The following is a 26,316-nucleotide window of genomic DNA, read 5'->3' on the forward strand; positions in this document are numbered from 1 at the left end:
ACCCGCTACGACAAGTTAGCCGTCCGCTTCCAGGCCGTCCTGACCATCACCATCATCTGCGAGTGGCTCTGACCGGCTTATGAAACACGCCCTAGGTCCCAGGGTTCGGGGACTGCCAATTCGGCGAGGTCCCCGACGATCGTGGCCGCCTGGGCGGGTGAGATGCCGTTGCGGGACGCGTTGTCGCGCGTCACCTCCGCACATGCCGGATTGACGTCCAACGCGGTCACATGTGCCGCGCCCGCCGAGGCCAGGGCCACCGTATACAGGCCGGAGCCGCACCCGATGTCCAAGGCGCGGGCACCCGCAACAGGCAGGCCAGGGTCGGCGTTCAGCGCGCTCAGCAACGTGAGCCCCACGTCGGTCGGGAAGAGGACCGGGCCGTCCTCCGGCGTCTCGATCTCGATCCGCCGGCCGAGTACCTCCACCGTGGCCGCGATGGTGCCGTTACGTGTCGGACCCAATCGGCAGAGTGCATGCGCCGCTCCTGCCGGGACCCTCACCCGGACCGTCTGCGGCGGCGCGTTGATGACGTCAGTGCTGCTCATGAAGATTCCTCCTCATCACTAGAAGAAGTCCTGATCATTAGAAGAAGTCCTGCTGGAGAGCCGGTAGGAGCGGGTGTGCCGGGCTGGCCAGCCGAGGAAGCGGTCGAAGACATGGGCGGTGCTGCCGGTGTCGCTGGGCCGGAGCTGGTGCAGATCGTCGATCGCGTCATGCAGGCAGCTGGCCAGATAGAGGAAGAGACTGACCAGGCTGTCCCTGTACTCCGTCAGAAGGGCGACCTTCGCCGCGCCGCAGGGCCACGGCTGGCCGCACCGTCGGCACAGCCACAGTGGCCGCATCGGCACGTGCGGCAGGGAGCGCTCGCTAGGGGCCGTCATACCGACCACCACGGCAGCGCCAGCGGACGCAACCGTAGATGCGCCAGGGGCGCAGGCGTCCCGATCTCCGCGTAGAAGCCCCGGTCGCTGCTCATCGAGCCTCACGCTCCCGCGTCTGCCGCTCGAAAACGATCTGCCAGACGTACGTCAGCAGCGGCGGATCGGCCGACGCCGGTCGCAACGCTTGAGCCGCTGCCGGGCGGCCTCTTGGCGGGTCGCCCATCGTCGCGTTGCGCGAGAGGTAAACGGTCATGGCCGGCCCCCGCTCGGGTCCGCCGCCTGAGTGCGGTGAGCTTGCCGGCGTACCGGCAAGCCCACCGCCATCGGCCAGCGGCGGGGAGCAGACCGCCGGTCACCCGCCCACACAGCCTCGATGGCGGTACGCGAACGGGGAGTCACCCGTATGGTCGACGGAGTGCCCGGCGCGAGCACTTGCCGGTGCGTCGGATCGCATTCCGACCTGTCGCCGATCGACACGTCCATCTGGTTCTCCCTGGCGTGACATTGCCGCTGACCCGCCGGCGCCATGGGATCAGGATGGTCCTGGATCGTTCCGCCGACGTGTTCCTGACGTCCACGATCGCGGGCGGCACGGGCCCGAGACAGACCCAGCGTGGTGGGCCACGGTGGGCCTCTATGTGGTCGGCCCCGACCGATGCGAGGAGGACAGGCGGTACTACGCCGTCCCTACGAGACTCATTTCAGAGGATGTGCCAGCGGCGGAGTTCCGGCCCGCCGTGGACAAGTCCTGCAATCCGGTGGTGCACCTCGTCGGCGGCCTCGGTCCCGGGGCGGGACTTTCGGGCGTTGGTAGCGATCATCTGCAGCTCGCGAAGCTGGCACAGCTCCTCGAACCCCGGCCAGCAGGTGGCATCCCAGCCGTAGGCGGCGGTAAAGCCGGCGAAGGCATCGGAGCCGGGCGGATCGAACCGGCGGCAGTGGACAGCGACCGTGGCGATGTCCCACTCGCGGGGCCCAAGGGCGGCGCCGTCCCAGTCGGCGAGTACGGGCGTGCCGTCGAAACGCCGGAGCGCGTTGCGAATCTGCGGATCTGACTGGATCAGGCTCGTGCCACGGGGAAACCGCATCGCCTCCCAGCCGGCGGCCAGCGTCTCGAGCTGGCCCAGCAGCAGATCCTGTTCCTTGCCGTTCAGGATCTCCGAACGGGTCACGGATAGCTCGATGCCATGGATCGGCCGCAGCACGGGCAATGGCAGCTGCGGAACAGGCAGGGAATGCAGATCCCGGAGAAGGCTTCCGAGTTCGGAGACGGTGATGGGATGGTCGTGTGCGGGGTCCAGACGCTGCCAGACAGTGACGGCGTGCCCGCCCACCTCCAACGGCTGGGACAGGCCCGGGTGAAGGCCGACCGTGGGGAACTCTCGGTCCACCAGCCAGTCGACCACGGCCACCATCGCGCGCACCCGGTTCAGGTCCTGGTCGCCAGGGGCGATCTTGATGACGACGTCCCCGACGGCGTAGACGGCGTTGGTGTGGTGCCGCAGCAGAGCCGCGTCCGAGTCGGGGTAGCCGAGGAGACGACATACCTCGGAGAGCACCGGCCGAGTGCGCGCCTCGACGAACATGGGGCTCCTAGGGACCGAGTGCGGCTGTGGTCCCAAGCCTACGGGCGCGCTCGCGGCAGGCCCGTAGGTAGTCCGTCAAGGTGGCGACCTCACCCCGCTGGCTCTCTCCAGGAATCGCCGTGGTCACATCGCTGGCCCGGGTCAGGATGATCTCCGTCCGCTGCGTCTCGGGCAGGTCCGCGACGGCGTCACGCGCGGTTACCAGTGCCTCGGTCACCCGCCGATCCCGCGCGAGGCACATCGACCGGTCCAGGGCAATGAGCGCCGCATCGATCGGCACGGCCGGAGCCGTGCCGTAGAGCCGCAACGCCTCGTCCTGGACCCGGTACGCCTTCACCGTGTCACCGAGCCAGGTGTACGCGCCTGAGAGGTAGAGCAGCAGCCGCTTCGCCGGGAACCTGAACGCCACGTCGGTGTCCTCGTCGCCAGCCTGATCGAACAGCCGGCGTGCCTGATCGACGGGCGACCGCGCCTGCTCGGTGGCACCGATTCTGGCCAGGGCACGTGCCCTGCCCGCAGCCGCCAGGGCACCCGACGACGATGCGGCCGGGGTGACCGCCAGAGCCGCATCTGCCAGAGCGACGGTCTGGGCGGGATCCCCGAAGTAGTACGGCAGCATCGCCGCCTGGGCACGCACGAGCACCCTGAACCGAGCCTCCCCGCTGTCGTCCGCCGCGTGGATCGCTGTGCCGTACCACCGTCGAGCCTCGGCAACATCCCCAAGCCTCATCAACGCGTCAGCGCACATCGTCGCCAGCAGCGCCGCCACCCCGGACAGCCGGGCCTGGACCGCCGCCGGCTGGCGCCGAAGCGACAGCATCTGCACCTCTCGGCAGTCGGCGGCCAGCAGCGCCAGCATCGTCTGTGGCGAAGCCGAGGGATAGACCCGCAGGTGCTCGCCAGCGCTTTGCTCGATCAGCTCAAGCTGCCGAGGGGCGACACTCGACGCCGCCAGAGCCTCGTCCAGTCCCAGACGGAGTCTGACCAGACCTCCGGCCTCGTTGCTCCCCATACGGGCAGGCGACCGATCCGCTTCACCGGCCACGGTCTCGATGCTGACGTCACGCGGCATAGTGCTGTCCTCGGCGCGGCCGAGCCCCATGACCGGACGCGGAATGTGAAGACCCACGGCGATCCGTTCCAGCACCTCGTACGCCGTGACCTGCCGGACGCCTTTGGCGATCTCCGTAGCGCGGTGAGGCGAGAGGCCTACGAGAGCGGCGATCCTGCCGTAGGACACGCCTCGGGCGTGAAGGAAGCGGAAGACCGCAGTGATGTCGCGCCGCTGAAGAAACTCGCTGATCGGTCGGCCGTTCCACAGCCCCGAACTCCACCACTCGGGATCCACCTGCGCGGCCACGATCACCTCCGATCGGACGACGACCACCCGACAGCACAACGCATCCGCGCCAACACATCAAGTCAATGACGGTCGAGTCGACAGCCCAACCAGAGTCGACGCTCGGGGTGGCATCCGGAAGACCCACGATGAGCCCTCAGCATGTCCCCTCCTGGGATCAGCGCAGGCTCCGGAGCGCCATGACCTGTCCAGCCCGAGCCTTGGTCGCCGGTCTGGGACGGAAGCGAGTGATGCAGATGAGGGAAGAGCCGTCTATCAATAATCCGTCGCAGCCCAGCAGATGAAGCAGGTCTATAGGCTCCCACCAGGCAGAACGCCCGCAGAAGGTGGAGGCCTCGAGTCGAGCTGCCCCGGCCCAGTCACACATCCATTGGCATCCATCGTTGCCTGACATAGAGTCACTGGCTAGTCACATTGAGCGCAAACGACCGGGCGGCGACTTGCGGATGATGACCAACACCCACAGAGCCAACTGCGCAAACGCCCAGAGGCCGGGCTGCACATGCTCCGGCTGCGGGGGCTCACAACACGGCTGGCAAGGATGGACATCTCTGGCCGCCGACCGGCCAGAGAAGCGCGACGACCGGCGGCGTGAACTCAAGGAGAAGGTGGAGGAAGACAGACGATCCGGACGCCAGAAGTTCAACGCCCACAACCGGGAAATCTACTTTGACCTCGCACGCCTGGACATCACCGACTACCTGTGGGCCGCCGACGGCCGAACCAGAATCAACGGCCGACTGCCACGCGATGTTGAGCCAACATCGATGTCATCAGACCTTGGCCGGATGGACACCCTTGCCCACCAGGTCATGGAGAACCCGTGGTACGAGATCTCAGCCGGCATAGACAGCCTCGTCCGGAATAAGGCTGACGCCAGGGAGGTCAAGAAGCGCCTGGCTGATCACACATGGTGCGGCCTGCTGGTGGCCCTGACCCAGTTGATCGAAAAGATCAACAAGACCGTCGAACTGCTGACGGATACCGCCAAGCAGTTCATCACCGACGCGTTGTCGCGGCGGTTCGATTCGGGGCTGCCCCGGCTGGTGACCGACGCCGTCATCCGCCTTGTCGTGGACAAGGTGTGGTCAGCCCTGGCGAGGCTGCTGGAGGCTCACTTTCCCCTCCTCGGAACAGACACCCTGCGCGTCTTGAGGATGCTGGCCATCTTCACCTGCCCCTCGGTCGAACACCACCCAGAGGTCTACAAGCACGCCGTCCGGCCGCTCATGGGCGACGGGCACGAGATCATCACGGACGAGATCAAGACGCACGTGGTCACCCTCTTCAGCGCGTGGTGGCGGCGGCGCACCCCGGAAGCTCTGGCCTGACGCGCCCCGGACACGCCCGGCCCCATCAAGCCCGGAAAAGACCAGCGGTGCGCGCCGGACGTACACGAGACCCGCGTTCAGTCCGGGCAACACCGGCCCGGTCCAACGGCTCCGGAGCACCCACCGAGCCACCACCCACTCTCGGCGTACGCGAAAAAGGCCCCGACCCGGTGTGAACCACCAGGTCAGGGCCTTGCTCGTCTGTGCGCCGCCAGGGACTCGAACCCCGAACCCGCGGATTAAGAGTCCGCTGCTCTGCCAGTTGAGCTAGCGGCGCTCGCTGACAACGGGAAGAAGATTAGCACGCCCGCCGAGGCGGGTTCCAATCCGATACCGGGGTCCACCCTTCGGACGAGCTTAACCGGCGAAAGCGGCCAAAACGGCCATCCGATCCGGCTCGGGGGCGGGCACGGGAGCGTCGATACGGCACGATGTCCGCCAGGCATGCGAGGACAGGGGTGGGCATGGGCAGGTTCGCGCGGGCCGGGGCGACGGTGGGCGCCCTGGTCCTGACGGCGTCGCTGGCGCTGACCGGGTGCGGCGGCGACGACGAGGGGAAGGCGCCGGAGTTCGTGCCCGGCCAGCAGCAGGTCGGCGGCGTCTCGTCCGCCGCGCCCGCGGACCCGAGCGCCTCGCCGAGCGACAGTGCCGCCGCGCCGCCGCTGACGGTGAGCCCGGCCGACGGCGCGAACGCACGGCCGGTCAGCACCGAGATCAGCGCCCGCATCCCCGGCGGCGGCACCGTGTCGAAGGTGGTGCTCGCCACGGCCGACGGGACCGCCGTCGCCGGGCGGATGCGGCGCGACGGGTCGAGCTGGGTGCCGTCGGCCGCGCTCAAGTACGGCACCAAGTACACGGCCACCGTCACCGGCGCCGGCAAGGACGGCCAGACCTACCAGGGCACCAGCACGTTCACCACGATGGCCAAGCCCAAGTCGATGATCGGCTCCGGCCTCTACATGTTCAGCGGCAAGACCTACGGGGTGGCGATGCCGGTGGTCGCCGAGTTCTCCCCCGGCATCCCGAAGAAGGACCGGGCCGCGGTGCAGAAGCGCATGTTCGTGCAGACCGACCCGCCACAGCCCGGCGCCTGGCACTGGGTCGACAACGGCACCCAGGCGTACTACCGCGCCCCGGAGTACTGGAAGACCGGCACCACGATCACGGTCCGGCTGGCGCTCGCCGGGATCCCGCTGAGCAACGGCCGGTACGGCAACATCGACCGCGGCGCCACCGCCAAGATCGGACGCGCGTTCGAGATGACCGTGGACAACGCGACCAAGCAGATGACGGTCTCCGAGAACGGCACGGTGATCCGTACGCTGCCGGTGAGCCTGGGCAAGAAGAGCACCCCCTCCTCCAGCGGCACGATGGTGGTGATGGAGAAGAAGGAGTCCACCGTCTTCGACACCCGCAGCGAGCCGGACCCGGCCAACCGCTACGTCACGGAGATCGACTTCGCCCAGCGGATCACCTGGGGCGGCGAGTACATCCACGCGGCACCCTGGTCCGAGGGCGTGCAGGGGCGCCGCAACGTCTCGCACGGCTGCGTGAACGTGTCGATGGCGAACGGCCGGTGGCTGTTCGGCAAGACGATGGTGGGCGACCCGATCACGGTGAAGGGCACCGAGCGCCGCCTGGCCCCTGGTAACGGCTGGACCGCGTGGAGCATGAGCTGGTCGCAGTTCGTCGCGGGCAGCGCGCTGCCCGTTCCGCAGGGCGGGCAGCCGGCGCCGTTCTGACCGGCGTAACGTGGTCGGACACGCCACCTCCGACGAAGCGTCGGACGCTCATGGAATCGTTACACCCGCGTGGGGTGTTCCGGTTCACGTCCGGCAACGCGTACCCGCTCCCGCGCGTCTGACCAGAGACGACGGGGAACGGCATCACCTTGTGAGGGAGTCATGCGAGCTGGCCAGGACGAACCGATCCGGGGCGTGAGCGCCCGACGCGTCGGGCGCCGCCGTGCGCTGGCGGCCGGGCTGCTCGCCGCCGCGATGGCCCTGACCGCCTGCACCAGCGGTGGCGGCGACAAGCCGTCGAGCTGGCAGGGCGGCGGCGACAGCGACGGCGGCGAGAAGGCCCCGAAGGCGGCGGCCACCATCAGCGAGCCCGCCGCCGACGCCAAGGACGTGCCCGCGTCCACCGGCGTCACCTTCACCACGACCGAGGCGCAGGAGACCACTGTCGAGCTGAAGGACGCGGCCGGCAAGGTCGTCGACGGCACGCTCGCTTCGGACGGCAAGAGCTGGTTGCCGTCCTCGGCCCTGGAGTACGGGCAGACGTACACGGCGACCGTGACGGCGACCGGCGACGACGGCAAGCCCGCCACCGCCACCAGCACGTTCACCACGATGGCGAAGCCGGCCAAGCAGATCCGGGTCACCAGCTTCCTCGGCGACAACCAGGTCGTGGGCGTGGCCATGCCGCTGATCGTGAAGTTCGGCCGGGCCATCCCGGAGGACTACCGCGACGACATCCAGCGCCGGATGACAGTCACCGCGAAGCCGGCCCAGGAGGGCATCTGGCACTGGGTGAGCCCGACCGAGGTGCGTTACCGGCCCAAGACGTTCTGGAAGCCCAACAGCACCGTCAGCTACAAGGTGCAGGCGGGCGGCCTGCCGCTGGGCGGCGGCTGGTACGGCCGGTCCGACCTCAGCGTCGACCTGAAGATCGGCCCGTCGTTCGTGATGACTGTCGACAACCGCACCAAGCGGATGACAGTCACGCGTGACGGCAAGGTGGTCAAGACCATCCTGGTGAGCCTGGGCAAGAAGAGCACCCCCTCCTCCAGCGGCACCATGGTGGTGATGGAGAAGCTCCGGCACACGGTCTTCGACACCATGGAGGAGCTGGGCCCGGAGGAGGGCTACCGCACCGAGATCGACTACGCCCAGCGGCTCACCTGGGGCGGCGAGTTCATCCACGCCGCGCCCTGGTCCGAGGGCGTGCAGGGCCGATCGAACGTGTCGCACGGCTGCGTGAACGTCTCGATGAAGGACGGCAACTGGCTGTTCGCCAACACCCGCCTCGGCGACCCGATCACCGTCAAGGGCACCGAGCGCAAGCTCCAGAACGGCAACGGCTGGACCGACTGGAACATGAGCTGGGACGAGTACGTAAAGGGCAGCGCCCTGCCGTACGAGCCGCCGTCGGACGACACCACGCCGGACGCCGGCACTCCGAGCGTCGAGCCGACCCCCTGACCCCGCACACGACGAAGCCCCCTCCCGGAGGAGGGGGCTTCGTGTTTGGGGTGACTGATGGGAATTGAACCCACGACAACCGGGACCACAACCCGGTGCTCTGCCAACTGAGCTACAGCCACCATGCTCGCCGCTCCGGTCGCCCGGGGCGGTGCGCGGACTAATCATAGCCACACTCCGGCCAGCCCCGTCCACCGGGTTCGGCGCGGGCGTCAGAGCTGGGCGGCGATCGCCTTCGCGGCCTCGACGTCCGGGCCCGGGAGCGGCACGAACACGGTCCGCCGGTAGTACTCCAGCTCGCGGATGCTCTCCCGGATGTCGGCGAGGGCCCGGTGGGCCAGGCCCTTCTGCGGCTGCCCGAAGTACACCCGCGGGTACCAGCGCCGGCACAGCTCCTTGATCGAGGACACGTCGATCATCCGGTAGTGCAGGTGCGCGTCGAGCCGGGTCATGTCGCGGGCCAGGAAACCCCGGTCGGTGGCGATCGAGTTGCCGCACAGCGGCGCGGTGCGGGGGTCCTTCACGTAGCTGGTCACGTAGTCGAGCACCATGTCCTCGGCCTCGGCCAGCGTCACCGTGGAGCGGCGTACCTCCTCGGTGAGCCCGGACTTGGCGTGCATGGTGCGCACGATCTCCGGCATGCCGTCGAGCGCCTCGTCGTCGGCGTGGATCACCACGTCGACGCCGTCACCGAGCACGTTGAGGTCGGGATCGGTGACGAGCGCGGCGACCTCGATCAGGGCGTCGCGCCGCAGGTCGAGCCCGGTCATCTCACAGTCGATCCAGACGAGAAGATCAGCCACCGGGACAGACTACGCGCCGCCGACCCGCCCGCGCCTCGGCCCGGCGGCCGAGGTGGACCGCTAGGGTTTCCTGCGTGCCAGCCGAACCCGTCGCCTCACCCGCCGTCGCCCGTGACGGCGCGGGCGCGCGTACGGCCCGCCGGGTGCTGACGGTGCTGGCGCTCGTCGCGATCCTGCCGGCGCTCTACCTGCCCAACCTGCGGCACAACTTCTACGACCAGAAGATCTACATGTCGGCGATGGACTGGTGGACGTCCGGGCATCCGCTCTACGACTACGTCCAGCCGGACCGGGTGCAGGGCGCGCTCTACTTCACCTACCCGCCGTTCGCGGCGCTGCTGCTGGCCCCGTTCGGGTACCTGCGGCTCGGTGTGGCTGTCGCCGCGTTCGCGGTGCTGACCGTGGCCGCCGTGGTGGTGACCACCCGCTGGCTGGTGCTGCCGGTGCTGCGGCGCCACGACCTCCCGCGCGGGTTCGGCCTGACGGTCGCCGTGCTGCTGGTGCTGGCGGTGGAGAGCACCCGGGAGACGCTCACGCTCGGGCAGATCAACATGCTGCTCGTGGTGCTGATCCTCGGTGACCTGCTGTTCGCCGTACCGCAGGGTCGGCGCTGGGCCGGTGTGGGCGTGGGGCTGGCCGCGGCGCTCAAGCTCTTCCCGGGCATCTTCGTGCTCTACCTGCTCGCCGCCCGCAAGTGGCGGGCGGCGGCGGTGGCCACGGTGACCGCCGCGGTGGCCACGCTGCTGGCCGCGGCGCTCGCGCCGGGCGACTCGTGGCGGTTCTGGACCCACGAACTGTGGACCACCGACCGGGTCGGCCGCACCGACTACACCGGCAACCAGTCGCTGTTCGGACTGCTCAGCCGCCTGTCCCCGACGGCCGAGGCGGGCCGGCTGCCGTGGCTGATGCTCGCGCTGGCGGTGGCCGCGTTCGGCCTGTGGCGGGCGGCGCGCGCGGCCCGGGCGGGGGACGCGCTCGTGGGTCTCACCCTGACCGGCCTGGTGGGCGGGCTGGTCAGCCCGATCACCTGGATCCACCACCTGTACTGGTTCATCCCCGCCGTGGTGGTGCTCGTCGACGCGGCGTTGGACGCCGATCCGGCGACGCCCGCTGGGGCCCGCCGTCGCGGCGGCCTCTTCGCGCTGACGGCCGTCGTGGGCCTGCCGATCGTGTACGGCCTGGTGTCGTTCCAGGACTGGGGCACCGCCATCGTGCACACCGACGACCCTGTCGATTTCGTCGTCCGCAACCTGTACGTGCTGCTCAGCCTGCTGTTGCTGGCGGTGCTCCCGATCCGTCATCACCGGGACGCGTCGCCGACGACCCGGACTGAACGGACACATCTCGCAACAAATGGCGATAAGCGCTAATCTGGTCGCAACTACCTCAGTTTTCTCCCAGGTAGCACCGATCCCCCGGTGAGAACGGCCCTCCGCGTCGGCAGCGCGGAGGGCCGTTCGGGTTCTCCGCGTCAGTCCTCGTGGTCCTCGCACCGGCCGGGCGGTGCGGCGATCGCCGCGCGGCCCCGCCCGCCGCACCCGGAGCCCACTGCCACCAGGTGCCGCTCGGGGCGCGACGCCGGGCCCGGCTGCCGGCCCAGCCCGCTCAGCGAGGTGACGCCGAGGCGACCGGCCAGCACCGGCACCTGGTCCGGTTCGACCACGAAGACCACCTCACGGGGCCGCAACGGGCGCAGCAGCAGCACGACGGCGAGGACCACGAGCAGCGTCCCGCCGGCCGGCAGCGCCCACGCCAGCCCGGGGAACCATCCGGCCCGCAGCTCGGCACGCATCCGCAGGTCGAGGCCGGCCGCACCGTCCACGCGCAGCACGACCAGACTCAACGACCGGTCGGCCAGTTCCGCCGGGCTCCACTCCAGGGAGCCGACGCCCTGGCGTACCCAGAAGGGCTCTGTCATCGGCGCGACGTCGCCGGCACCGGCGGTGGCCGGGTCGAGGTCGACAGGTAGCGGGCCCCGGGTGACGGCGACGCGGCGCACGGTGCTGTGCGGGACGTCGGCCAGCCACTGTCGCACCTGGTCGGCCGGGGCCAGGCCGAGGAAGACCGGGCCGCCGTCGTCCCGCGCGGTCAGGCGCAGCCGGACCTGACCGGTGCGGGCGAGCGGCGCGTCGGCGCGCAGCAACGCGTCCACGTCGGTCACCAGCACCGCCCGGGCGGGCGTGCGGACCGGCTCGAACCGGGCGTCGAACCCGCCGTCCGGGCCGGCGTGCCGGGCGGCGAACCAGAGGCCGCCGCCCGCCAGCAGCGCCGGAACCCCAAGCGCCAGCAACACCATGCCGGCGATCGTGCGTACGAAACGCATTCGCGTCGTCCCTCTCGGTAGCCGAATACCCGGCCGACCTTACCGACGCGCGTCGGCCGACCGCCGGATATCGGCAGCACCGGCCCGGGACGGCAACCGGCCCGGCGGATCGGTCCGCCGGGCCGGTGCGTCGCTCACGTTCGCTACGACGTCGCGGCGGGCTCCCGCCGGGTACGCGCGAACGCCAGACCGCCCAGGGCCAGGCCGCCCAGTCCGGCGACCAGGCCCGCCACACCGAGGGCGGTGGCCACGCCGGAGTCCTCGTCGTCATCGTCGTCGTCAGCGGCGGCAGCGGGCGCGCTCGCGCCCGGCGAGGCGGGCGCCGCCCCGGCCAGCTTCAGCACCGGCGCCGGGTTCTCCGGCTCCTCCGCGCCCGGCGTGGGCTCCTCGATCCACCGGGAGACGTTGCCGTCGGAGTACGTCTGGAGCACCTTGAACACCATCGTGTCGGCCTGCGGGAGCGGGCCCATCGACACCGGGAACTCCTGGAACTCGCCCGGCTTCACGCCGCCGCCGGGCGCGGCGGTGAAGGTCAGCTTGGAGACCGCCTCGGTGAGCTGGCTGCCGTGCACCTCGATCGGCGGGTCGACCTTGCGCTTCTCCACCGCCACCGTCCAACCCGGCACCGGCATGGTGGAGACCGAGCCGACCGGGGCGTTCTCCGGCAGGTTCACCTCGACCTTGACTGTCGACGCCGTGTCGCTCTCGTTCGGCACCCGGAACGCGAACCGGCCGTAGCCGCCCTGTGTGCCCTCGGCCGGGTTGATCGTGACGTGCGCCGAGGCTTGCCCGGCCAGGCCGAGTACGGCCGTGGCGACGGCGGCGAGGGTCAACGCGGCGACTGTCGCGGGACGCCGGAGACGGATCATGGGGGGACCTTCCGTTACTTGATCGGCACGGTGGCGGTCACCGTGGCCTGGTCGATGTCGGTGGTACGGACGGTGATGCGCAACTGCCAGTCGCCTCGGGCCGGCAGGTTGACCTCGCCGGTGGCGTGGTTGTCGCTCAACGGCAGCAGCGGGACGGCGATCGGCTCGATCCCGGCCGACGGCAGCGCGGCGGTCACCTTCCACTCCTGCACCGGCTGCGGGCGGCTGTCCTTGGTGTAGGCGTACAGGTGCAGCGTGTTGTTCCCGGTCTCGGCCGGGTCGAACTGGACCTCCAGCGAGTAGATCGGGCTGCTCAGCGTGGCGGAGAAGTAGCCCTGCTCGGCCCCGGCGACATTCGCGGTCGCGGTGCGCGCCGGGGTGGTCTGCACGAGCGTCGCGGACACGCCGAGCACCACCGCCGTGATCACCAGCTCGGCCACCACGGCCCGCCGCATCGCGCCCGGCCGGCCGGCGGCCACCCGCCGCCGCACCAGCGCCCGGGAGTACGCGGCCACGCCGATCACCAACGCGAACAGCGCGATCTTGGCGAGCAGCAGCCGGCCGTACGTGGTGTCGAACAGCGCCCCCAGGCTGGCCACCTCGATGAGCCCCTGCACGGTGCCGGCCAGCAGCAGCGCGGCCACCGCGAGCGCGGCCCACCGGGACCAGATCGGCAGGATGGCGTCCAGCTCGCGCTCGTCGGCCCTGCGCAGCAGGAACACCGCGAGCATGACCAGACCGCCCAGCCAGACCGCCATGCCGCCCAGGTGCACCGCGTCCACCATCACGGAGACCGCCGGCGCGGGCGAGGCCGCGGCGTGCCCGGCCAGCGGCCAGGTGAACAGCGCCGCGCCGCCGAGGACGGCCAGGATGATCCCGTCGGTACGGCCGATCGGACCGGCGAACAGCGGCCGGAGCAGGAACGCGGCGGCGGCGAGCAGGCCCAGCCGGACCAGGTGCGTGGTGCCGTAGGCGCTGCCCAGCACGTCACCCAGGCCGGAGCCGGTCACGTCGAACAGGCCGCCGCCGTTGACGTACGGCACCTGGAGCCACACCTCGGCCACCGTCGCCACCGCCAGCAGGCCCAGCCCGGTCCAGGCCAGCCGCGCCGGCCCCCGGCGGGAGAGCCGGCCCGGCCAGAGCGCGGCCAGCACCAGCGCCGGACCGACGAGCAGCAGCAACCCGACGTAGCCGGCGTACTTCGCCACCTTCACCGCGGTCTCGGTCACCGGGTTCGCCCGGTTGTCCGAGCCGCTGTCGGTGGGCGGCTCGGACGGCGCCCCGACCGAGTAGGTGAACGCGCCGGAGACCGGGTGGCTGTCGGCCGAGATGACCCGGTAGCTCACCAGGTAGGTGCCGCGCCCCCCGGAGGGGTCCACCGGGATGGTGACCTCGGCGCCCCGGAAGGTCGGTTCGCCGCGGTCGGCGCGCGAGCCGTCGGGGGCGATCACCCGTACCTTCCCCGGCACCTTGCGGACGCCCTCACTGAACGTGATCACCACTTGCGCGGGCGCCTCGGGAACCACGGCGGAGGCGGCCGGGCTGCTGCTCACCAGGACCGCGTGTGCGGCGGCCGGGGTGGCCGGGACGAGGAGCAGGGCGACCAGCAGGAGCAGCAGCCCGGCGACGGCACCGGAGCGGGCGGCGACGACCCGGGACGGGCGGCGTACGGCAGCAGTCATGCCGCCATGGTTCCCGAACCGGGCCGGGTCCGGCGAGCCGGTCTCCGGTGGGCGTGGCCCAGCGCGCGGCCGCCTCGACGGCACGCGCCACGCCGGGCCTGCTCGGATGTCATGGGTGGGTAGTCGGACGGCGGCGGGAAAAAGTTCCCGGCGTGTGCGGGACCACGGAATGGGTCGAAGGACCCTGTCCCGTCCGGGTACGCCGCGTAACCTCGGGTGACGTGATCCCCGGCCCGCGCGACACCGCCGCCGACCGCCCCGACGCCGCTCGGGACGCGGCCACCGGCTGGGCGCTGGCCGCCCGCGACGGGGACCGCGACGCGCAGGCCGCCTTCGTCCGGGCCACCCAGGCCGAGGTGTGGCGCTTCGCCGCCGCGCTCGTCGACCCGGACAGCGCGGACGACCTGACCCAGGAGACCTACCTGCGGGCGTTCCGGGCGCTGTCCGGCTTCGAGGGGCGCTCCAGCGTGCGTACCTGGCTGCTCGGGATCGCCCGGCGGGCCTGCGCCGACCACCTGCGGACGGTGGTGCGCCGCCGCCGGCTCGACGCGCGGCTCGCCGCCCAGGCCGCCACCGACCGCCCGTACCCGGACCCGGCCGGGCAGCTCGGCGCCACCGACCTGGTCCGCCGGCTGCCCGCCGAGCGGCGCTCCGCGTTCGTGCTCACCCAGCTGCTCGGCCTGTCGTACGCCGAGGCCGCCGACGTGGAGGGGGTGCCGGTGGGCACCATCCGCTCCCGGGTGGCACGCGCCCGCGACGAGCTGGTCGGCGCCGTCGGCGACACGATGACCGGATAGCGGGAACCTTTCATGGCGCTCGGACGACGAATGACTGTGACCCCCTCCCCCTCCCCCCGGGCCGGCGGCTGGCACGCCCTGCGCCCCTGGCTCGGCGTCGCGGCCCGCCTCGGACTCGCCGCCGTGTGGCTGATCGCCGGCGGCACCAAGGTCGGCGACCTGGCCGCCTCCGGCCGGGCCGTGAACGCGTACCAGGTGATGCCGTACGACGTGGCCACCGTGATCGGCGCGGCGCTGCCGTTCGTCGAGCTGGCCCTGGGCGTACTGCTGCTCGTCGGGCTGGCCACCCGGGTCAGCGCGGGCGTCTCCGCGGCGCTGCTGGTGGTCTTCATCGCCGGCATCGCCTCGGCCTGGGCCCGGGGCCTGGCCATCGACTGCGGGTGTTTCGGCAGCGGCGGCCAGCTCGCCGCCGGCCAGACGCCCAGCTACCTCCCGGAGATCCTCCGGGACATCGGGTTCCTGGCGCTCGCCGGGTTCCTGCTGATCTGGCCCCGCACCCCGTTCTCGGTGGACGGGTGGCTGGCGGGCGACGACACGGTGGAGGACGACGATGAGCAGTCGTAAGGGGCGCAGGGACGCGGCCCGGGTGGTACGCGAGCAGATCGCCCGGGAGAAGCGGCGCAAGCGGACGCTCTGGACCTCGATCGCCGCGGTGCTGGTGCTCGTCATCGCCGGTGGCATCGGCTGGGCCGCCTACTCCAGCCAGAAGTCCGACGAGTTCACCGCCCCGCCCGGGGCCAACGACGCCGGCACCGGCATCGTGCAGGGCACCGGACCGGTCACCATCGACCTGTACGAGGACTACCTCTGCCCGGCCTGCAAGCAGTTCCAGCAGATCAACGGCGAGACGCTCAACCAGCTCGTCACCGACGGCAAGGCGAAGCTGGTGTTCCACCCGGTCGCGTTCCTCAACCGCTTCTCCACCACCGAATACTCGACCCGCTCCTCGGCCGCCTCCGGCTGCGCCGCCAAGGGCGGCAAGTTCCGCGAGTTCACCGAGCAGCTCTTCGCCAAGCAGCCGCCGGAGGGCGGCGCCGGGCTCAGCAACGACGAACTCGTCGACGTCGGCGCGGGCGTCGGGCTGAACCGGGACGAGTTCGCGTCCTGCGTCTCCGACGGCACGTACCGGTCGTGGACCGAGCACGTCACCGACGAGGCGAGCAAGGCCGGCGTGACCGGCACCCCGACCATCAAGATCAACGGCAGTGAGCTGCGGGACCGCAGCCCCGAGGGGATCAAGGCAGCGGTGGAGGCGGCCGGCAAGTGATCGCACCCCTGCGCCGGGCCGCGCTGGTGCTCGCCGTCGCGGCCACCGCACTGCTCACACTCGCCGGCCCGGCCGCCGCACACGGCGCGGACGCGCCCGACGGCACCGACTACCGCGCCACGATCAGCGGCGTCGACCCGGACCGCCCCGGCCTCACCGCACGCATGGTGGAGGCCGGCGCGCGGCTGGAGCTGACGAACGACACCGGCGCCGACGTGACGGTGCTCGGCTACTCCGGTGAGCCGTACCTGCGCATCGGCCCGGGCGGCGTGTACGAGAACACCCGCTCCCCCGCCACGTATCTGAACCGGACGCTGGCCGGCGAGACCCGGCTGCCGGCCGAGGCGAACCCGGCCGCCGCGCCGGACTGGCGCCGGATCGACGACGGACCGACAGCCCGCTGGCACGACCAGCGCACGCTGTGGCGCGACGACGCCCCGCCGGCCGCCGTCGCCGCCGACCCGGACCGGGAACACCGGGTACGCGACTGGACGGTGCCGCTGCGCGCCGGTGACACCACCGGAGCCGTACGCGGCACGCTGGACTGGGTGCCGCCACCCGACCCGTACCCCTGGTGGGTGGCCGCCACGCTGGGCTTCCTGCTGATCGGCGCGGCGGGGCTGGCGCCGGGCGGCACCGCCGCCGGAGTGCGGGCGCTGCGCGCGGTCGGCGCGCTGCTCGCCCTGGGCGGCGCCGCCACTGTGGCGCTCACCGTCGCCCGCGCGCTGGACACCGGTGCTCCCGGCGTCGGTGGGACGCTCGCCGAGCTGGTCACCGGGCAGATCTGGACGCTGCTCACCGGGATCGGCGCGCTCGCCGCGGGCGGGTACGCGCTGGCCCGCCGCCCGGCCGCCGACTTCGTGCTGGCGCTCGCCGGCGCCTGCCTCACGCTGTTCGCCGGGGCGACGAACCTGGCCGCGCTGTCCCGCGCGATCCCACCGGCCGCCGGCCCGGCGGTGCTGGTCCGGGTGCTGGTGGTGGTCGGCCTGGCCACAGGCGCCGGCGCGGTGGCGGCAGGCCTGCTGCGCCTGCGCACCGCCGCAAGAGCAGCCCGCCCCACCCCGCACCCAGCCCCCGTGCCCTGACCCGAGCCGCCCCTCCCCCGGGTCTGGCCCCGCGATCTTGCAGTTGCTGCCCCTCGGGTGCGGCTTTCGCACTTTCTGCCCGGGCAGAAAGTGCAAGATCGCCGCAGACGGGGTGGGGCGGGGGGAGGGACGGCTCGGGTCAGGAGGGGCGGGGGGCGAAGCCGTAGGGGAGCTCCAGGCGGTGGGCGGCCAGCAGCGCCTCGTCGGACAGGAGTTCTGCGGTGGGGGCGTCGGCGACGATCCGGCCGCCGTCCAGGATCACCGAGCGGGGGCACAGCTCGGCCGCGTACGGCAGGTCGTGCGTGACCATGAGCAGCGTCACCGGCAGGGCGCGCAGGATCTCGGCAAGCTCCCGCCGGGCGGCCGGGTCGAGGTTCGACGACGGCTCGTCCAGCACCAGGATCTCCGGGCGCATGGCGAGCACCGTCGCCACCGCCACCCGGCGCCGCTGCCCGAACGACAGGTGGTGCGGCGCGCGGTCCCGGTGCTCGCTCATCCCCACCGCGGCGAGCGCCTCGTCGACCCGGGCGGTCAGCTCGGTGCCGCGCAGGCCCAGGTTGGCCGGGCCGAACGCGACGTCCTCGGCGACAGTGGGCAGGAAGAGCTGGTCGTCCGGGTCCTGGAAGACGATGCCGACACGGCGGCGCACCTCGGCCAGCGTGTCCCGGTCGCGGGTGACGGTCAGGCCGCCGACGCTCACCGTGCCCTCGGTGGGGGTGAGGACGCCGTTGAGGTGCAGCACGAGCGTCGTCTTGCCGGCACCGTTGGGCCCGAGCAGCGCCACCCGCTCGCCGCGCGACACGGTCAGGTCCACGCCGTGCAGGGCGACGTGACCGTCCGGGTACGCGTACCGGACGCCGTCGACGTTCAGGGAGGGTGGCTGCCGCACGTACCCGATCATTGCAGGACGAGCGCGACGGCGGCGATGGTGGCCGCGATCGCCGGCACCGTCGCGGCGGCCGCCCACTGGCCGGCGGTGGCCGCGCCGGCCCCCTGCCACACCGCCGGCATCCGGCCGGTGTAGCCGCGGGAGAGCATCGCCAGATAGACCCGCTCGCCGCGCTCGAACGCGCGCAGGAACAGCGTGCCGACCCCGGCCGCGAAGCCGCGCAACTGCCACAGGAAGCGTGGGTCGTCCCCGCGCGACACCCGGGCCACCCGCATGCGCCGGGCCTCGCCGACGAGCACCTCCAGATAGCGCAGCATGAACGTGGCGATCTGGGTGAGGATCTGCGGGCACCGCAGCCGGTCCAGGCCGAGCAGCAGGTCACGCGTCGTCGTGGTCGCCGCCAGCAGGAGCGACGCGAGTACGCCGAGCGTGCCCTTGGCGAGGATGTTGAACGCGCCGTGCAGCCCGTCGACGGACAGGGCGAGCCCGGCCACCTCGACCCGCTCCCCGGCGCCGAGGAACGGCAGCGCGAACGCGAACAGCACGAACGGCAGCTCGATGAGCGCCCGGCTGAGCAGCCAGCGCGGGCCGACCCGGGCCAGCGCGGCCACCACGGCGACCAGGAGCGCGTACCCGCCGAAGGCCCAGTATGCCTCCCGGGGCGTGGCCACCACCGCGATGGTGAACAGCACCATCGCGGCGATCTTCACCTCCGGCGGGAGGCGGTGCACCGGCGAGCCGGACTCGCGGTAAAGCACGTGCGCGTGCCCGGCACCCATGCTCAGCGGGTGCCGCTGGACGGGGTCGCGGCCCCGTCCGCCGCGTCGGCGCTCGCCGTGTTCGGGGAGGTAGTCGCGGCGGGCGCGGCGGGCGTGGCGGGGCCGCGGCGGCGGGCCAGCCAGAACAGGCCGCCGCCGAACGCGAAGGTGAGCAGCACGCCGAGCACGCCGGACAGGCCGGTGGAGACGAAGTCATTGCCGATCCCGCGTACGCCGTAGTCGGCCAGCGGGCTGTCCGCCAGCTCGTGGTCCTTCGCCTGCTGGGCCGGGCAGCTGCCGCCGGTGATCTCGTCGTCGGCGTTCACCGTGCAGCCCTTGAGCAGCGACGAGTCGAGCCCGTCCGGGTGCGACGAGGCGTAGTTGCTCACCACGCCGGCAAGCACCAGTGCCACCAGCAGGCCGCCGAGCAGGAACGGCCAGTGACGCTTGTTCATCGGGCACCTCCGGCGACCGGGACGGCGGGAGCCGGCGTGGCCGGCTTGAGGGCGCGCAGCGCGTACACCAGATCGGGCCGGACCTTCGCGACGGTGACCACCGTGGTCGCGGTGATCAGGCCCTCGCCGATGCCGATGAGCAGGTGGGCGAAGGCCATGGTGCCGGCCAGGCCGGCGAGGTTGCCGCCGAGGTCGGTGGTGCCGCCCAGCCAGTACTGGAAGACGAATCCCTGGGACGCGACCACGACGCTGACGAGCGCGGAGACGAACGCGGTGACCGCCAGCCCGGCCGGGGTACGCGGCAGCACCCGCAGCAGCAGCGCGACCAGCAGGTACGCGGCGGCGGTGCCGAGCAGCGCCATGTTGGTGATGTTGAGGCCGAGCATCGCCACCCCGCCGTCACCGAAGACCAGCGCCTGCACGATCAGCACCACGGCGACGCAGAGCGCGCCGACCCAGGGCCCGACGAGCAGCGCGGCGAGCGCGCCGCCGAGCAGGTGTCCGCTGACCCCGGCGGTGAAGATCGGGAAGTTGAGCATCTGCACGGCGAAGATGAACGCCGCCACCAGACCGGCCATCGGGGCCAGCCGGTCGTCGAGGTCGGCTCGGCCCCGCAGCACGCAGAAGGCGAGCGCGGCGAGGGCGAGAGCCGCGAAGATCGCGGCGACCGGACCGTTGATGATCCCGTTGGAGATGTGCATCGCCAGGGTGTCCACGCGCTCAGCGTATTTCCAGGAAGGCGCTGTTGCCAATATCTTGCAACAACCTCATGATGGCCGTCACCGCGCCCGCGCGTCGCCGTCGGCCGGCCGTACCGGCCCGGCGGTATCGTCACCGCCATGACCGACCGCCTCAAGCCCGGCGACCCCGCCCCCGACTTCACCCTGCCCACCGACGACGGCGGCACGCTGTCCCTGGCCGGCCTGCGCGGCCGCAAGGTCATTCTGTACGCCTACCCGGCCGCCATGACGCCCGGCTGCACGAAGCAGGCGTGTGACTTCCGGGACTCCCTCGCCTCGCTCCAGGCCGCCGGATACGAGGTGGTGGGCGTCTCGCCGGACAAGCCGGCCAAGCTCGCCAAGTTCCGCGACCGGGACGCCATCACGTTCCCGCTGGTCTCCGACGAGGACAAGGCGGTGCTGACCGCGTACGGCGCGTTCGGCGAGAAGCAGATGTACGGCCGCACGGTCACCGGCGTGATCCGTTCGACGTTCGTGGTGGACGAGGACGGCAAGATCGAGCACGCGTTCTACAACGTGCGGGCCACCGGCCACGTCGCCAAGCTGCGCCGGGATCTCGGCCTCGACTGAGCCGTACGCGCGGGCGGGCCGGCCTCGGTGGCTCCGGATGTGGTCTACGATCCGGAGGCTGTGACACCGACCGGCTTCCGCCCGGCTTCCGATCGCGGGCGCCCGCCGCGTCGGCCGCAACGGCCGTGGAGGACTACGGTGTTCACCATGGAGGGGCCGTAGCCCAACGGCAGAGGCATGCGGTTTAGGTCCGCACCAGTGCGGGTTCGAATCCCGCCGGCCCTACCATTCGTCCACGGCGACTGTCACGAAGGTCACGAACGCGGGTCCCGGCCGCACTGCCGCGCGCAGGATTACGGGCGTGGACCTGCGCTTCGTACTCGACCCCGACCTGACCCCTGAGCTGCGCGAACAGATCGTCGCGCTCTGGGTGGACGTGACGAACGCCGGCGGCGCCGTCGGCTTCGTCGCCCCGGTGACGGCCGACGACGTGCGCCCGCTCGCCACCTCGACGCTCGACGAGATCGCGGACGGGCCGGACCGGCTGCTCGCCGGCTACGAGGGCGGCCGACTGGTGGCCGTCCTGATCATCGCCGACAACCGGTTCCACCTCAAGACGCACTGGCGGGTGCTCAAGCGCGTCATGGTGCACCCCGGCACGCAGGGGCGCGGCCACGGCGCGGCGCTGATGCGCGAGGCCGAGCGGATCGCCCGAGGGCTCGGCCTGGCGGCGCTGCACGTGACGGTCCGCGACGGCCTCGGCCTGGACGGCTTCTACAAGCACCTCGGCTACCGCGAGGTCGGCCGCCTCCCCGCCGCGCTGCGCCTGTCCCCCACCGACGCCCGCGACGAGATCCTCATGTGGCTCCCCCTCCCCTGACCCCGCCGCCCACCCCACCCCACCTCGTCGATCTTGCACTTTCCGCCCCCGCAAAAGCCACATCCAGGGCAGAACGAGGGCCGCAAGTGCAAGATCAACGCGAGGCGAGGGTGGGGCGGGGTCAGGAGCAGGGGGCGGGGGCTGCCTGCACGAGGGGGGCCGTGCCGGCTGGGGCGGGGCTGGAGGACGAAGGCGTCGTCGTCAGGGAAGGGGTGGGGGTCCGGCTGGGGGTGGGTGTGGGGCTCGGCTTCTTCGGGGCGGGGGTGCGGGCTGCGGGTTTCGCGCCGTACATGCGGGCCGTGCCGCGCTGCACCTGACCGGGGAGCATCCGGATGCCGGCGGCTGTCGCGCGGTGGCCGTACACGTCGGTGACCCGGATCTCGTACGGGCCGGGTCCGGCCCCCGATTCGATCAGCCAGTAGTTGTAGTCCTGCCGCTGCGCCGTACGCCACGAGCCGTTCTGCCGCACCTCGACCGAGCGCAGTGGATTGCCGTGGTCGCCGACCAGGACGGCGAACCACCACTGCGAGGAGCCCTCCTTCATCCGGAAGGTGAGCGGCCCGGGCAGCGACGGGTTCACCACCGCGCGGTAGGTGACCTTCACCACGCCCCGCACCGGATCGGCGATCCGGGCGAACGCCTCGGCGGAGAGGTCGAGGTGACCCGGCGCGCACTCGGGGCACTGGTCCATCACCAGCACCCGGACCGTGCCACGCGGGCCGGTGACGTCGAGGAACCCGCCGCAGGAGGCGCCGGAGGCGTACTCGCCCGGGCCGAGCGCGACGTACATCCGGTCGGTGGGCGCCGCGGGCCGGGAGCAGTTGCCGCCGGCGCCCTCGGAGTCGTAGAAGGTGGCCTTGCCGCTGTGCGTCGCGCCGCCGACGGGCGGAGCGGCGGCCACCGGCAGGGCGGCGCCGGGCGGGAGAGCGGCCACTGGTGCCATTGCGGCGCGCGGAGGCGGTGCGGCGCAGGCGGGGGCGGCGCCACCGCGTACCGCGAGGGTCACCGCGACCGCGGCGGCGACGGCGACGAGACCGGCGGCGGCGAGCCGGTGGCGGCCGGTGGCGGTGCGGCGCCGGCCGTCCGGGGCCGCGGATCCGGGCGCGTCGCCGGTGGTCGGCGGGTGGGGTGGGGTGCCGTCGGTCACGCCGGTCGATGCTGCCGGACCGGCGTGCCGCCGGACAAGCGAGCTAAGCGAAAGCTAATCCGGGCGCGGCGCGCAGGCGGGGGCGACACGCTCCCGCGCGGGTCCACACGGTACGACGCGACTCAGTAGCATCGCGGCATGTCCGATCGCCACCAGCTCACCGACCCCGACGCGCGTTCGCAGGGCTCCGACGTGGAGCCGGGCGCGCCGGCGGAGGAGAAGGCGCCCCGGCGCCGCCGGGGCCGGCGGATCGCCCTGATCGTGCTGCTCGTCGCGGTGCTGCTCACCGGCGGCACCGCAGTGGCCGGTGGCCTCTACTACCGCTCGGTCGACAAGTCCATCGAGCGGGTCGACGCCTTCGAGGGCGTACCGGAGGAGTCGCGGCCACAGGTCGAGGCCAAGGGCGCGATGAACATCATGATTCTGGGCAGCGACTCCCGTGACCCGGAGAGCACCGGCGGCTCGCGCAGCGACACGATCATCCTGGCCCACCTGCCGAAGGACCGGGCGAGCGCCCAGCTCATCTCGATCCCCCGGGACACCTGGACGGCGATCCCGAAGTCGAAGGAGGGCCGCGGCGGCCGCGACGCGAAGATCAACGCCGCGTACGCCTGGGGCGGCGTGCCACTGATGGTGCAGACGGTGGAGAAGTTCAGCGGCGTACGTGTGGACAACGTGACGATGGTCGACTTCGCCGGATTCAAGGAGATCATCGACGCGCTCGGCGGTGTCGAGATCGACGTGGAGAGAGGCTTCACCACGAAGTACTCGCTGATCGGCACGCGGACGTTCAAGCAGGGCCGGCAGACCATGGACGGCGCCGCCGCGCTGGACTACGCGCGGGAGCGGCACGCCTTCCCCGACGGCGACTTCGCGCGCATCCGCCACCAGCAGCAGGTGATCAAGGCGATCCTGGACAAGGCCGCGTCGGGTGGCGTGCTGACCAACCCGGCCAAGCTCAACTCGTTCGTCCGCGCCACGTCCGGCTCCGTGGCCGTCGACAAGTCACTGTCGCTTGTGGATCTCGCGATGGAGATGCGCGGCCTGCGCGGCGGCAACCTGACGTTCTTCACCTGCCCGGTGAAGGGGACGGGCCAAGTCGGCAGCGAGAGTGTCGTGTTCCCCGATCCGGCGCGCTCGAAGACGCTGTTCGACGCCGTCCGCCGCGACTCGGTCCCCGAGATCCTCGCCATCAGCGGAAAGTAGGACGTCGATCTGCCATGCCGGTGCTGGCGGCGGGGCGGGGCCGCTCGTATCCTGCGATCGCCGTCGGTCTCTGTATCCGGACCGGGGGCGTCACGGGGAAGGATCGACAATGCCACGCCTGCCGGCGTACGAGCATCCGCCCGCACCGCCGTCCAGCACGGCCATGAACGCGCCGATGGACAGCGGCATGGACACCACGACGGTGCTGCCGTACGCGGGGTCGCGGGCGTCGACGCGTACCCGATGGTTGCGGGCCTGGATGGTGACCGCGCCCATCGACGTCGCGGCGCTGCTCACCCCGTTGCTGCTGACTCAGGACTACTGGCGTGGCACGTTGTTCAACGCCGCGCTGACCCTGGGCCTGTTCGCCGCGGGCGGGCTCTACCGGCCGCGGCGGCACATCAGCATCCTCGACGAACTACCGAGCCTCGGCGGCCGGCTGCTGGCCTCCGGCGCGGTGGGGGCGATCATCGCGGCGCTGCGGCACGACTCGGTGCCACACGTCAGCGGGTTCATGCGCGGCGTCGCGCTCTCCGCCGGCCTGGTGATCGTCGGCCGGGCGCTGAACAGCCGGCTCATCCTGCTGGCCCGCAGGCGCCGGTGGGTGGAGCACAACGCGATAGTCATCGGCGGCGGGCCGATCGGCGGCGAGCTGGCCCGGCTGTTGCGCCGCTACCCGCAGTACGGGCTGCGGTTCGTCGGCGCTGTCGACGCCCGGTCACGGGCGCGGATCGGCTCGCTTCCGCTCATCGGCACCATCGACGAGCTGGAGAAGCTCGTCGACATGCTGGAGTGCGAGGTCCTGGTGATCGCGGACCCGGACTGTCCCGAGGCCGACCTGATGGAGGCGCTGCTGCGCCCGGCCAGTTCCCGCTGTGACCTGTGGGCGGTGCCGCGCCTGTGGGGGTCGCGGTCGCAGGGCGGCTACCCGGACCACATCGGCGCCATCCCGATCATCAAGATCGGCGACACCACGCTCACCGGTCCCCGGTGGCGGCTCAAGCGCGCCTCCGACGTGGTGTTCGCGGTGACCGCCCTGGTGGCGCTGAGCCCGCTGCTGCTGCTCTGCGCCGTCGCCACGTTCCTCGACGGCGGCCGGGGCGTGTTCTTCCGCCAGGAGCGCATCGGGCGGTACGGCAAGCCGTTCCACGTGGTCAAGTTCCGGTCCATGCGCCCGTCCGACGAGCACGAGTCGCAGACCACCTGGTCCATCGCGCACGACGAGCGGGTCGGGCCGATCGGGCGGTTCATGCGGCGCACCTCGCTGGACGAGCTGCCGCAGCTGTGGAACATCCTGCGCGGTGAGATGAGCGTGGTGGGGCCCCGGCCGGAACGGCCGTACTTCGTGGAGAAGTTCACAGTGGAGTACCCGAGGTACGCGATGCGGCACCGCGTCCCGGTGGGGCTCACCGGGCTGGCGCAGGTCAGCGGCCTGCGCGGGGACACGCCGATCTCGGACCGGGCGCGGTTCGACAACTACTACATCGAGAACTGGTCGCTCTGGCTCGACATCAAGATCGTGCTGCGTACCGTGACCGAGGTCTTCCGGGGCGGCGGCCGCTAGCCGCAGTCGCCGGCCAGCGCCCGCGCCAGATCCGCGCGCCAGTCCTCCGGCGGCGGCAGCTTCGCGGCGGCCCACCGGCCGTGCGCCAGCACGCTGTAGTGGGGGCGCGGCGCCGGGCGCGGGAAGCGGTCGGTAGTGGTCGGCCGGATCCGCTCCGGGTCGAGGCCGCGCAGGGCGAAGACGGCGCGGGCCAGGCCGTACCAGGTGGTCTCACCCGCGGCGGTGCCGTGGTACGTCCCGGGTGCCGCGTCGCCGGCGAGCGCCGCGTCGGCGAGCGCCACGAGGCGCTCCGCGAGCCGGTACGACCAGGTGGGCTGGCCGCGCTGGTCGTCCACCACGTCGAGCCGGTCGCGTTCAGCTGCCAGCCGCAGCATCGTGGTGACGAAGTTGCGCCCGTGGGGGGCGTAGAGCCAGGCGGCACGGACGACGTACCCGGTCTCGGGCAGCAGCCGGGCCACCGCCTGTTCCCCGGCGAGCTTGCTGCGCCCGTACGCGTTGACCGGGCCGGTCGGCGCGTCCTCCGGGTAGGGCTCGGTGGCGTCCCCGGCGAACACGTAGTCGGTGGAGACGTGCACCAGGCGCGTGCCGGACCCGGCACACGCGCGGGCCAGGTGGGCGACCGCGTCGCCGTTCACGGCTGTGGCGTCCCGCTCGCGTGTCTCGGCGCCGTCCACATCGGTCCACGCGGCGGCGTTGAGCACCACGTCGTGCCCGCTCACCGCGTCCCGGACGGCATGGGCGTCGGTGACGTCGAGGTCGGCGCGGGCGGCGGCGGTGACCGACAGGTCCGGCCGGGTCCGCAGCACGGCGAGCAGGTCCCGCCCGAGCATCCCGCCCGAGCCGGTGACCAGCACCCGGGTCACCGGTGGCCGGTCGCGTCGCCGCCGGTGACGCCCGGCAGCATCCACACGTGCTCCGACCCGATGAAGCCGGCGCCGCCGGTGACGAGGATCCTCACGGGACGTGGAGTCTAC

General features: G+C 72.0%; 27 protein-coding genes and 3 tRNA genes. 13 read left to right on the forward strand and 17 right to left on the reverse strand.

The window, feature by feature from the left end; translation table 11 throughout:
- Positions 1–77: 77 nt before the first annotated feature.
- The 5 genes from AB0D28_RS14610 to AB0D28_RS14630 form a co-directional block, all read right to left on the reverse strand.
- Positions 78–548 (reverse strand): methyltransferase domain-containing protein, encoded by a 471-nt coding sequence (locus AB0D28_RS14610; protein ID WP_357385877.1) that lies wholly within the window; start codon positions 546–548, stop codon positions 78–80.
- 18 nt (positions 549–566) lie between these two features.
- Positions 567–884 carry a hypothetical protein gene (locus AB0D28_RS14615; protein ID WP_357385879.1) on the reverse strand — a complete coding sequence of 106 codons (318 nt, stop codon included), beginning with the start codon at positions 882–884 and terminating at the stop codon, positions 567–569.
- A 91-nt stretch (positions 885–975) separates the two neighbouring features.
- Positions 976–1,137, reverse strand: a complete 162-nt coding sequence (gene amcA, locus AB0D28_RS14620) for a multiple cyclophane-containing RiPP AmcA (protein ID WP_357385881.1) — start codon at positions 1,135–1,137, stop codon at positions 976–978.
- A 448-nt stretch (positions 1,138–1,585) separates the two neighbouring features.
- Positions 1,586–2,470, reverse strand: a complete 885-nt coding sequence (locus AB0D28_RS14625) for a phosphotransferase (protein WP_357385883.1) — start codon at positions 2,468–2,470, stop codon at positions 1,586–1,588.
- Positions 2,471–2,477: 7 nt separating this feature from the next.
- On the reverse strand, positions 2,478–3,836 hold the full coding sequence (locus AB0D28_RS14630) for a hypothetical protein (protein ID WP_357386133.1): 1,359 nt from the start codon (positions 3,834–3,836) through the stop codon (positions 2,478–2,480).
- 440 nt (positions 3,837–4,276) lie between these two features.
- Here AB0D28_RS14630 and AB0D28_RS14635 point away from each other — a divergent pair, with 440 nt between their 5' ends.
- Positions 4,277–5,161, forward strand: coding sequence for a hypothetical protein (locus AB0D28_RS14635; protein ID WP_357385885.1), 885 nt, complete (start codon positions 4,277–4,279; stop codon positions 5,159–5,161).
- A gap of 204 nt (positions 5,162–5,365) precedes the next feature.
- Here AB0D28_RS14635 and AB0D28_RS14640 read toward each other — a convergent pair.
- A tRNA-Lys gene (locus tag AB0D28_RS14640) sits at positions 5,366–5,438 on the reverse strand.
- A gap of 187 nt (positions 5,439–5,625) precedes the next feature.
- Between AB0D28_RS14640 and AB0D28_RS14645 the strand changes: the two genes are divergently transcribed.
- Together AB0D28_RS14645 and AB0D28_RS14650 are read left to right on the forward strand one after the other, a co-directional pair.
- A complete protein-coding gene (locus AB0D28_RS14645; RefSeq protein WP_357385887.1) occupies positions 5,626–6,903 on the forward strand; it encodes an Ig-like domain-containing protein in 1,278 nt (425 codons plus the stop codon).
- Positions 6,904–7,065: 162 nt separating this feature from the next.
- A complete protein-coding gene (locus AB0D28_RS14650; RefSeq protein WP_357385889.1) occupies positions 7,066–8,367 on the forward strand; it encodes an Ig-like domain-containing protein in 1,302 nt (433 codons plus the stop codon).
- Between the two features lie 46 nt (positions 8,368–8,413).
- Here the strand turns inward: AB0D28_RS14650 and AB0D28_RS14655 are convergent.
- A tRNA-His gene (locus tag AB0D28_RS14655) sits at positions 8,414–8,489 on the reverse strand.
- A gap of 90 nt (positions 8,490–8,579) precedes the next feature.
- The gene (gene orn / locus AB0D28_RS14660) at positions 8,580–9,170 is read right to left on the reverse strand and encodes an oligoribonuclease (RefSeq protein WP_013474266.1); all 591 of its coding nucleotides are present in this window, start codon (positions 9,168–9,170) and stop codon (positions 8,580–8,582) included.
- Positions 9,171–9,244: 74 nt separating this feature from the next.
- Here orn and AB0D28_RS14665 point away from each other — a divergent pair, with 74 nt between their 5' ends.
- Positions 9,245–10,540 (forward strand): glycosyltransferase 87 family protein, encoded by a 1,296-nt coding sequence (locus AB0D28_RS14665; RefSeq protein WP_357385892.1) that lies wholly within the window; start codon positions 9,245–9,247, stop codon positions 10,538–10,540.
- A gap of 101 nt (positions 10,541–10,641) precedes the next feature.
- Here AB0D28_RS14665 and AB0D28_RS14670 read toward each other — a convergent pair whose 3' ends face one another.
- From AB0D28_RS14670 to AB0D28_RS14680, 3 genes are all read right to left on the reverse strand, one after another.
- Positions 10,642–11,493 carry a hypothetical protein gene (locus AB0D28_RS14670; protein WP_357385894.1) on the reverse strand — a complete coding sequence of 284 codons (852 nt, stop codon included), beginning with the start codon at positions 11,491–11,493 and terminating at the stop codon, positions 10,642–10,644.
- A gap of 143 nt (positions 11,494–11,636) precedes the next feature.
- The gene (locus AB0D28_RS14675; RefSeq protein WP_357385896.1) at positions 11,637–12,362 is read right to left on the reverse strand and encodes a YcnI family protein; all 726 of its coding nucleotides are present in this window, start codon (positions 12,360–12,362) and stop codon (positions 11,637–11,639) included.
- 14 nt (positions 12,363–12,376) lie between these two features.
- A complete protein-coding gene (locus AB0D28_RS14680) occupies positions 12,377–14,044 on the reverse strand; it encodes a copper resistance protein CopC (protein WP_357385898.1) in 1,668 nt (555 codons plus the stop codon).
- A 221-nt stretch (positions 14,045–14,265) separates the two neighbouring features.
- On the opposite strand from AB0D28_RS14680, the gene AB0D28_RS14685 reads away from it, so the two are divergent.
- From AB0D28_RS14685 to AB0D28_RS14700, 4 genes are read left to right on the forward strand one after another with little or no spacing between them, the layout of a single operon-like run.
- Positions 14,266–14,841: a sigma-70 family RNA polymerase sigma factor gene (locus AB0D28_RS14685; RefSeq protein ID WP_357385900.1), complete on the forward strand. Its 576-nt coding sequence runs from the start codon at positions 14,266–14,268 to the stop codon at positions 14,839–14,841.
- Between the two features lie 30 nt (positions 14,842–14,871).
- The gene (locus AB0D28_RS14690) at positions 14,872–15,405 is read left to right on the forward strand and encodes a MauE/DoxX family redox-associated membrane protein (RefSeq protein ID WP_357385902.1); all 534 of its coding nucleotides are present in this window, start codon (positions 14,872–14,874) and stop codon (positions 15,403–15,405) included.
- Entirely contained in the window at positions 15,392–16,108 is a 717-nt protein-coding gene (locus AB0D28_RS14695; RefSeq protein ID WP_357385904.1) for a thioredoxin domain-containing protein, read from the forward strand. Before AB0D28_RS14690 ends, AB0D28_RS14695 begins: the two co-directional genes overlap by 14 nt.
- Positions 16,105–17,193, forward strand: a complete 1,089-nt coding sequence (locus tag AB0D28_RS14700; RefSeq protein WP_357385905.1) for a hypothetical protein — start codon at positions 16,105–16,107, stop codon at positions 17,191–17,193. Before AB0D28_RS14695 ends, AB0D28_RS14700 begins: the two co-directional genes overlap by 4 nt.
- A gap of 139 nt (positions 17,194–17,332) precedes the next feature.
- On the opposite strand, the gene AB0D28_RS14705 is transcribed toward AB0D28_RS14700, so the two are convergent.
- Genes AB0D28_RS14705 through AB0D28_RS14720 form a run of 4 tightly spaced genes read right to left on the reverse strand, consistent with a single transcriptional unit; the run spans position 17,333 to position 20,011 of the window.
- Positions 17,333–18,094 (reverse strand): ABC transporter ATP-binding protein, encoded by a 762-nt coding sequence (locus AB0D28_RS14705; RefSeq protein ID WP_357385907.1) that lies wholly within the window; start codon positions 18,092–18,094, stop codon positions 17,333–17,335.
- Positions 18,091–18,861, reverse strand: a complete 771-nt coding sequence (cbiQ, locus tag AB0D28_RS14710; RefSeq protein ID WP_357385909.1) for a cobalt ECF transporter T component CbiQ — start codon at positions 18,859–18,861, stop codon at positions 18,091–18,093. Before cbiQ ends, AB0D28_RS14705 begins: the two co-directional genes overlap by 4 nt.
- 2 nt (positions 18,862–18,863) lie before the next feature.
- Positions 18,864–19,295, reverse strand: coding sequence for a PDGLE domain-containing protein (locus AB0D28_RS14715; protein ID WP_357385911.1), 432 nt, complete (start codon positions 19,293–19,295; stop codon positions 18,864–18,866).
- A complete protein-coding gene (locus AB0D28_RS14720) occupies positions 19,292–20,011 on the reverse strand; it encodes an energy-coupling factor ABC transporter permease (RefSeq protein ID WP_357385913.1) in 720 nt (239 codons plus the stop codon). Before AB0D28_RS14720 ends, AB0D28_RS14715 begins: the two co-directional genes overlap by 4 nt.
- Positions 20,012–20,134: 123 nt before the next feature.
- Here AB0D28_RS14720 and bcp point away from each other — a divergent pair, with 123 nt between their 5' ends.
- The 3 genes from bcp (at position 20,135) to AB0D28_RS14735 (ending at position 21,425) form a co-directional block, all read left to right on the forward strand.
- Positions 20,135–20,605: a thioredoxin-dependent thiol peroxidase gene (bcp, locus tag AB0D28_RS14725; RefSeq protein ID WP_357385915.1), complete on the forward strand. Its 471-nt coding sequence runs from the start codon at positions 20,135–20,137 to the stop codon at positions 20,603–20,605.
- Between the two features lie 152 nt (positions 20,606–20,757).
- Positions 20,758–20,833 (forward strand) — tRNA-Leu (locus AB0D28_RS14730).
- Between the two features lie 73 nt (positions 20,834–20,906).
- The gene (locus tag AB0D28_RS14735) at positions 20,907–21,425 is read left to right on the forward strand and encodes a GNAT family N-acetyltransferase (protein ID WP_357385917.1); all 519 of its coding nucleotides are present in this window, start codon (positions 20,907–20,909) and stop codon (positions 21,423–21,425) included.
- 121 nt (positions 21,426–21,546) lie between these two features.
- Here the strand turns inward: AB0D28_RS14735 and AB0D28_RS14740 are convergent, their stop codons facing one another.
- A complete protein-coding gene (locus AB0D28_RS14740; protein WP_357385919.1) occupies positions 21,547–22,572 on the reverse strand; it encodes an expansin EXLX1 family cellulose-binding protein in 1,026 nt (341 codons plus the stop codon).
- A gap of 138 nt (positions 22,573–22,710) precedes the next feature.
- On the opposite strand from AB0D28_RS14740, the gene AB0D28_RS14745 reads away from it, so the two are divergent.
- A complete protein-coding gene (locus AB0D28_RS14745; RefSeq protein WP_357385921.1) occupies positions 22,711–23,778 on the forward strand; it encodes an LCP family protein in 1,068 nt (355 codons plus the stop codon).
- A 109-nt stretch (positions 23,779–23,887) separates the two neighbouring features.
- Complete coding sequence (locus AB0D28_RS14750) at positions 23,888–25,342, forward strand: sugar transferase (RefSeq protein ID WP_357385923.1); 1,455 nt, start codon at positions 23,888–23,890, stop codon at positions 25,340–25,342.
- On the opposite strand, the gene rfbD is transcribed toward AB0D28_RS14750, so the two are convergent.
- Positions 25,339–26,205, reverse strand: a complete 867-nt coding sequence (gene rfbD / locus AB0D28_RS14755) for a dTDP-4-dehydrorhamnose reductase (RefSeq protein WP_357385925.1) — start codon at positions 26,203–26,205, stop codon at positions 25,339–25,341. The genes AB0D28_RS14750 and rfbD overlap by 4 nt on opposite strands.
- Positions 26,206–26,316: the final 111 nt, after the last annotated feature.

It is taken from the genome of Micromonospora sp. NPDC048169, assembly GCF_040652815.1.
In the GTDB taxonomy this organism is placed as follows: domain Bacteria; phylum Actinomycetota; class Actinomycetes; order Mycobacteriales; family Micromonosporaceae; genus Micromonospora.

Bases quoted from the DNA above. Each gene is read 5' to 3' on its own strand.
- AB0D28_RS14610 (WP_357385877.1), bottom strand. From the start codon at position 548: ATGAGCAGCACTGACGTCATCAACGCGCCGCCGCAGACGGTCCGGGTG.
- AB0D28_RS14615 (WP_357385879.1), bottom strand. From the start codon at position 884: ATGACGGCCCCTAGCGAGCGCTCCCTGCCGCACGTGCCGATGCGGCCA.
- amcA (WP_357385881.1), bottom strand. From the start codon at position 1,137: ATGACCGTTTACCTCTCGCGCAACGCGACGATGGGCGACCCGCCAAGA.
- AB0D28_RS14625 (WP_357385883.1), bottom strand. From the start codon at position 2,470: ATGTTCGTCGAGGCGCGCACTCGGCCGGTGCTCTCCGAGGTATGTCGT.
- AB0D28_RS14635 (WP_357385885.1), top strand. From the start codon at position 4,277: ATGATGACCAACACCCACAGAGCCAACTGCGCAAACGCCCAGAGGCCG.
- AB0D28_RS14645 (WP_357385887.1), top strand. From the start codon at position 5,626: ATGGGCAGGTTCGCGCGGGCCGGGGCGACGGTGGGCGCCCTGGTCCTG.
- AB0D28_RS14650 (WP_357385889.1), top strand. From the start codon at position 7,066: ATGCGAGCTGGCCAGGACGAACCGATCCGGGGCGTGAGCGCCCGACGC.
- AB0D28_RS14670 (WP_357385894.1), bottom strand. From the start codon at position 11,493: ATGCGTTTCGTACGCACGATCGCCGGCATGGTGTTGCTGGCGCTTGGG.
- AB0D28_RS14675 (WP_357385896.1), bottom strand. From the start codon at position 12,362: ATGATCCGTCTCCGGCGTCCCGCGACAGTCGCCGCGTTGACCCTCGCC.
- AB0D28_RS14680 (WP_357385898.1), bottom strand. From the start codon at position 14,044: ATGACTGCTGCCGTACGCCGCCCGTCCCGGGTCGTCGCCGCCCGCTCC.
- AB0D28_RS14690 (WP_357385902.1), top strand. From the start codon at position 14,872: ATGACTGTGACCCCCTCCCCCTCCCCCCGGGCCGGCGGCTGGCACGCC.
- AB0D28_RS14695 (WP_357385904.1), top strand. From the start codon at position 15,392: ATGAGCAGTCGTAAGGGGCGCAGGGACGCGGCCCGGGTGGTACGCGAG.
- AB0D28_RS14705 (WP_357385907.1), bottom strand. From the start codon at position 18,094: ATGATCGGGTACGTGCGGCAGCCACCCTCCCTGAACGTCGACGGCGTC.
- cbiQ (WP_357385909.1), bottom strand. From the start codon at position 18,861: ATGGGTGCCGGGCACGCGCACGTGCTTTACCGCGAGTCCGGCTCGCCG.
- AB0D28_RS14715 (WP_357385911.1), bottom strand. From the start codon at position 19,295: ATGAACAAGCGTCACTGGCCGTTCCTGCTCGGCGGCCTGCTGGTGGCA.
- bcp (WP_357385915.1), top strand. From the start codon at position 20,135: ATGACCGACCGCCTCAAGCCCGGCGACCCCGCCCCCGACTTCACCCTG.
- AB0D28_RS14745 (WP_357385921.1), top strand. From the start codon at position 22,711: ATGTCCGATCGCCACCAGCTCACCGACCCCGACGCGCGTTCGCAGGGC.
- AB0D28_RS14750 (WP_357385923.1), top strand. From the start codon at position 23,888: ATGCCACGCCTGCCGGCGTACGAGCATCCGCCCGCACCGCCGTCCAGC.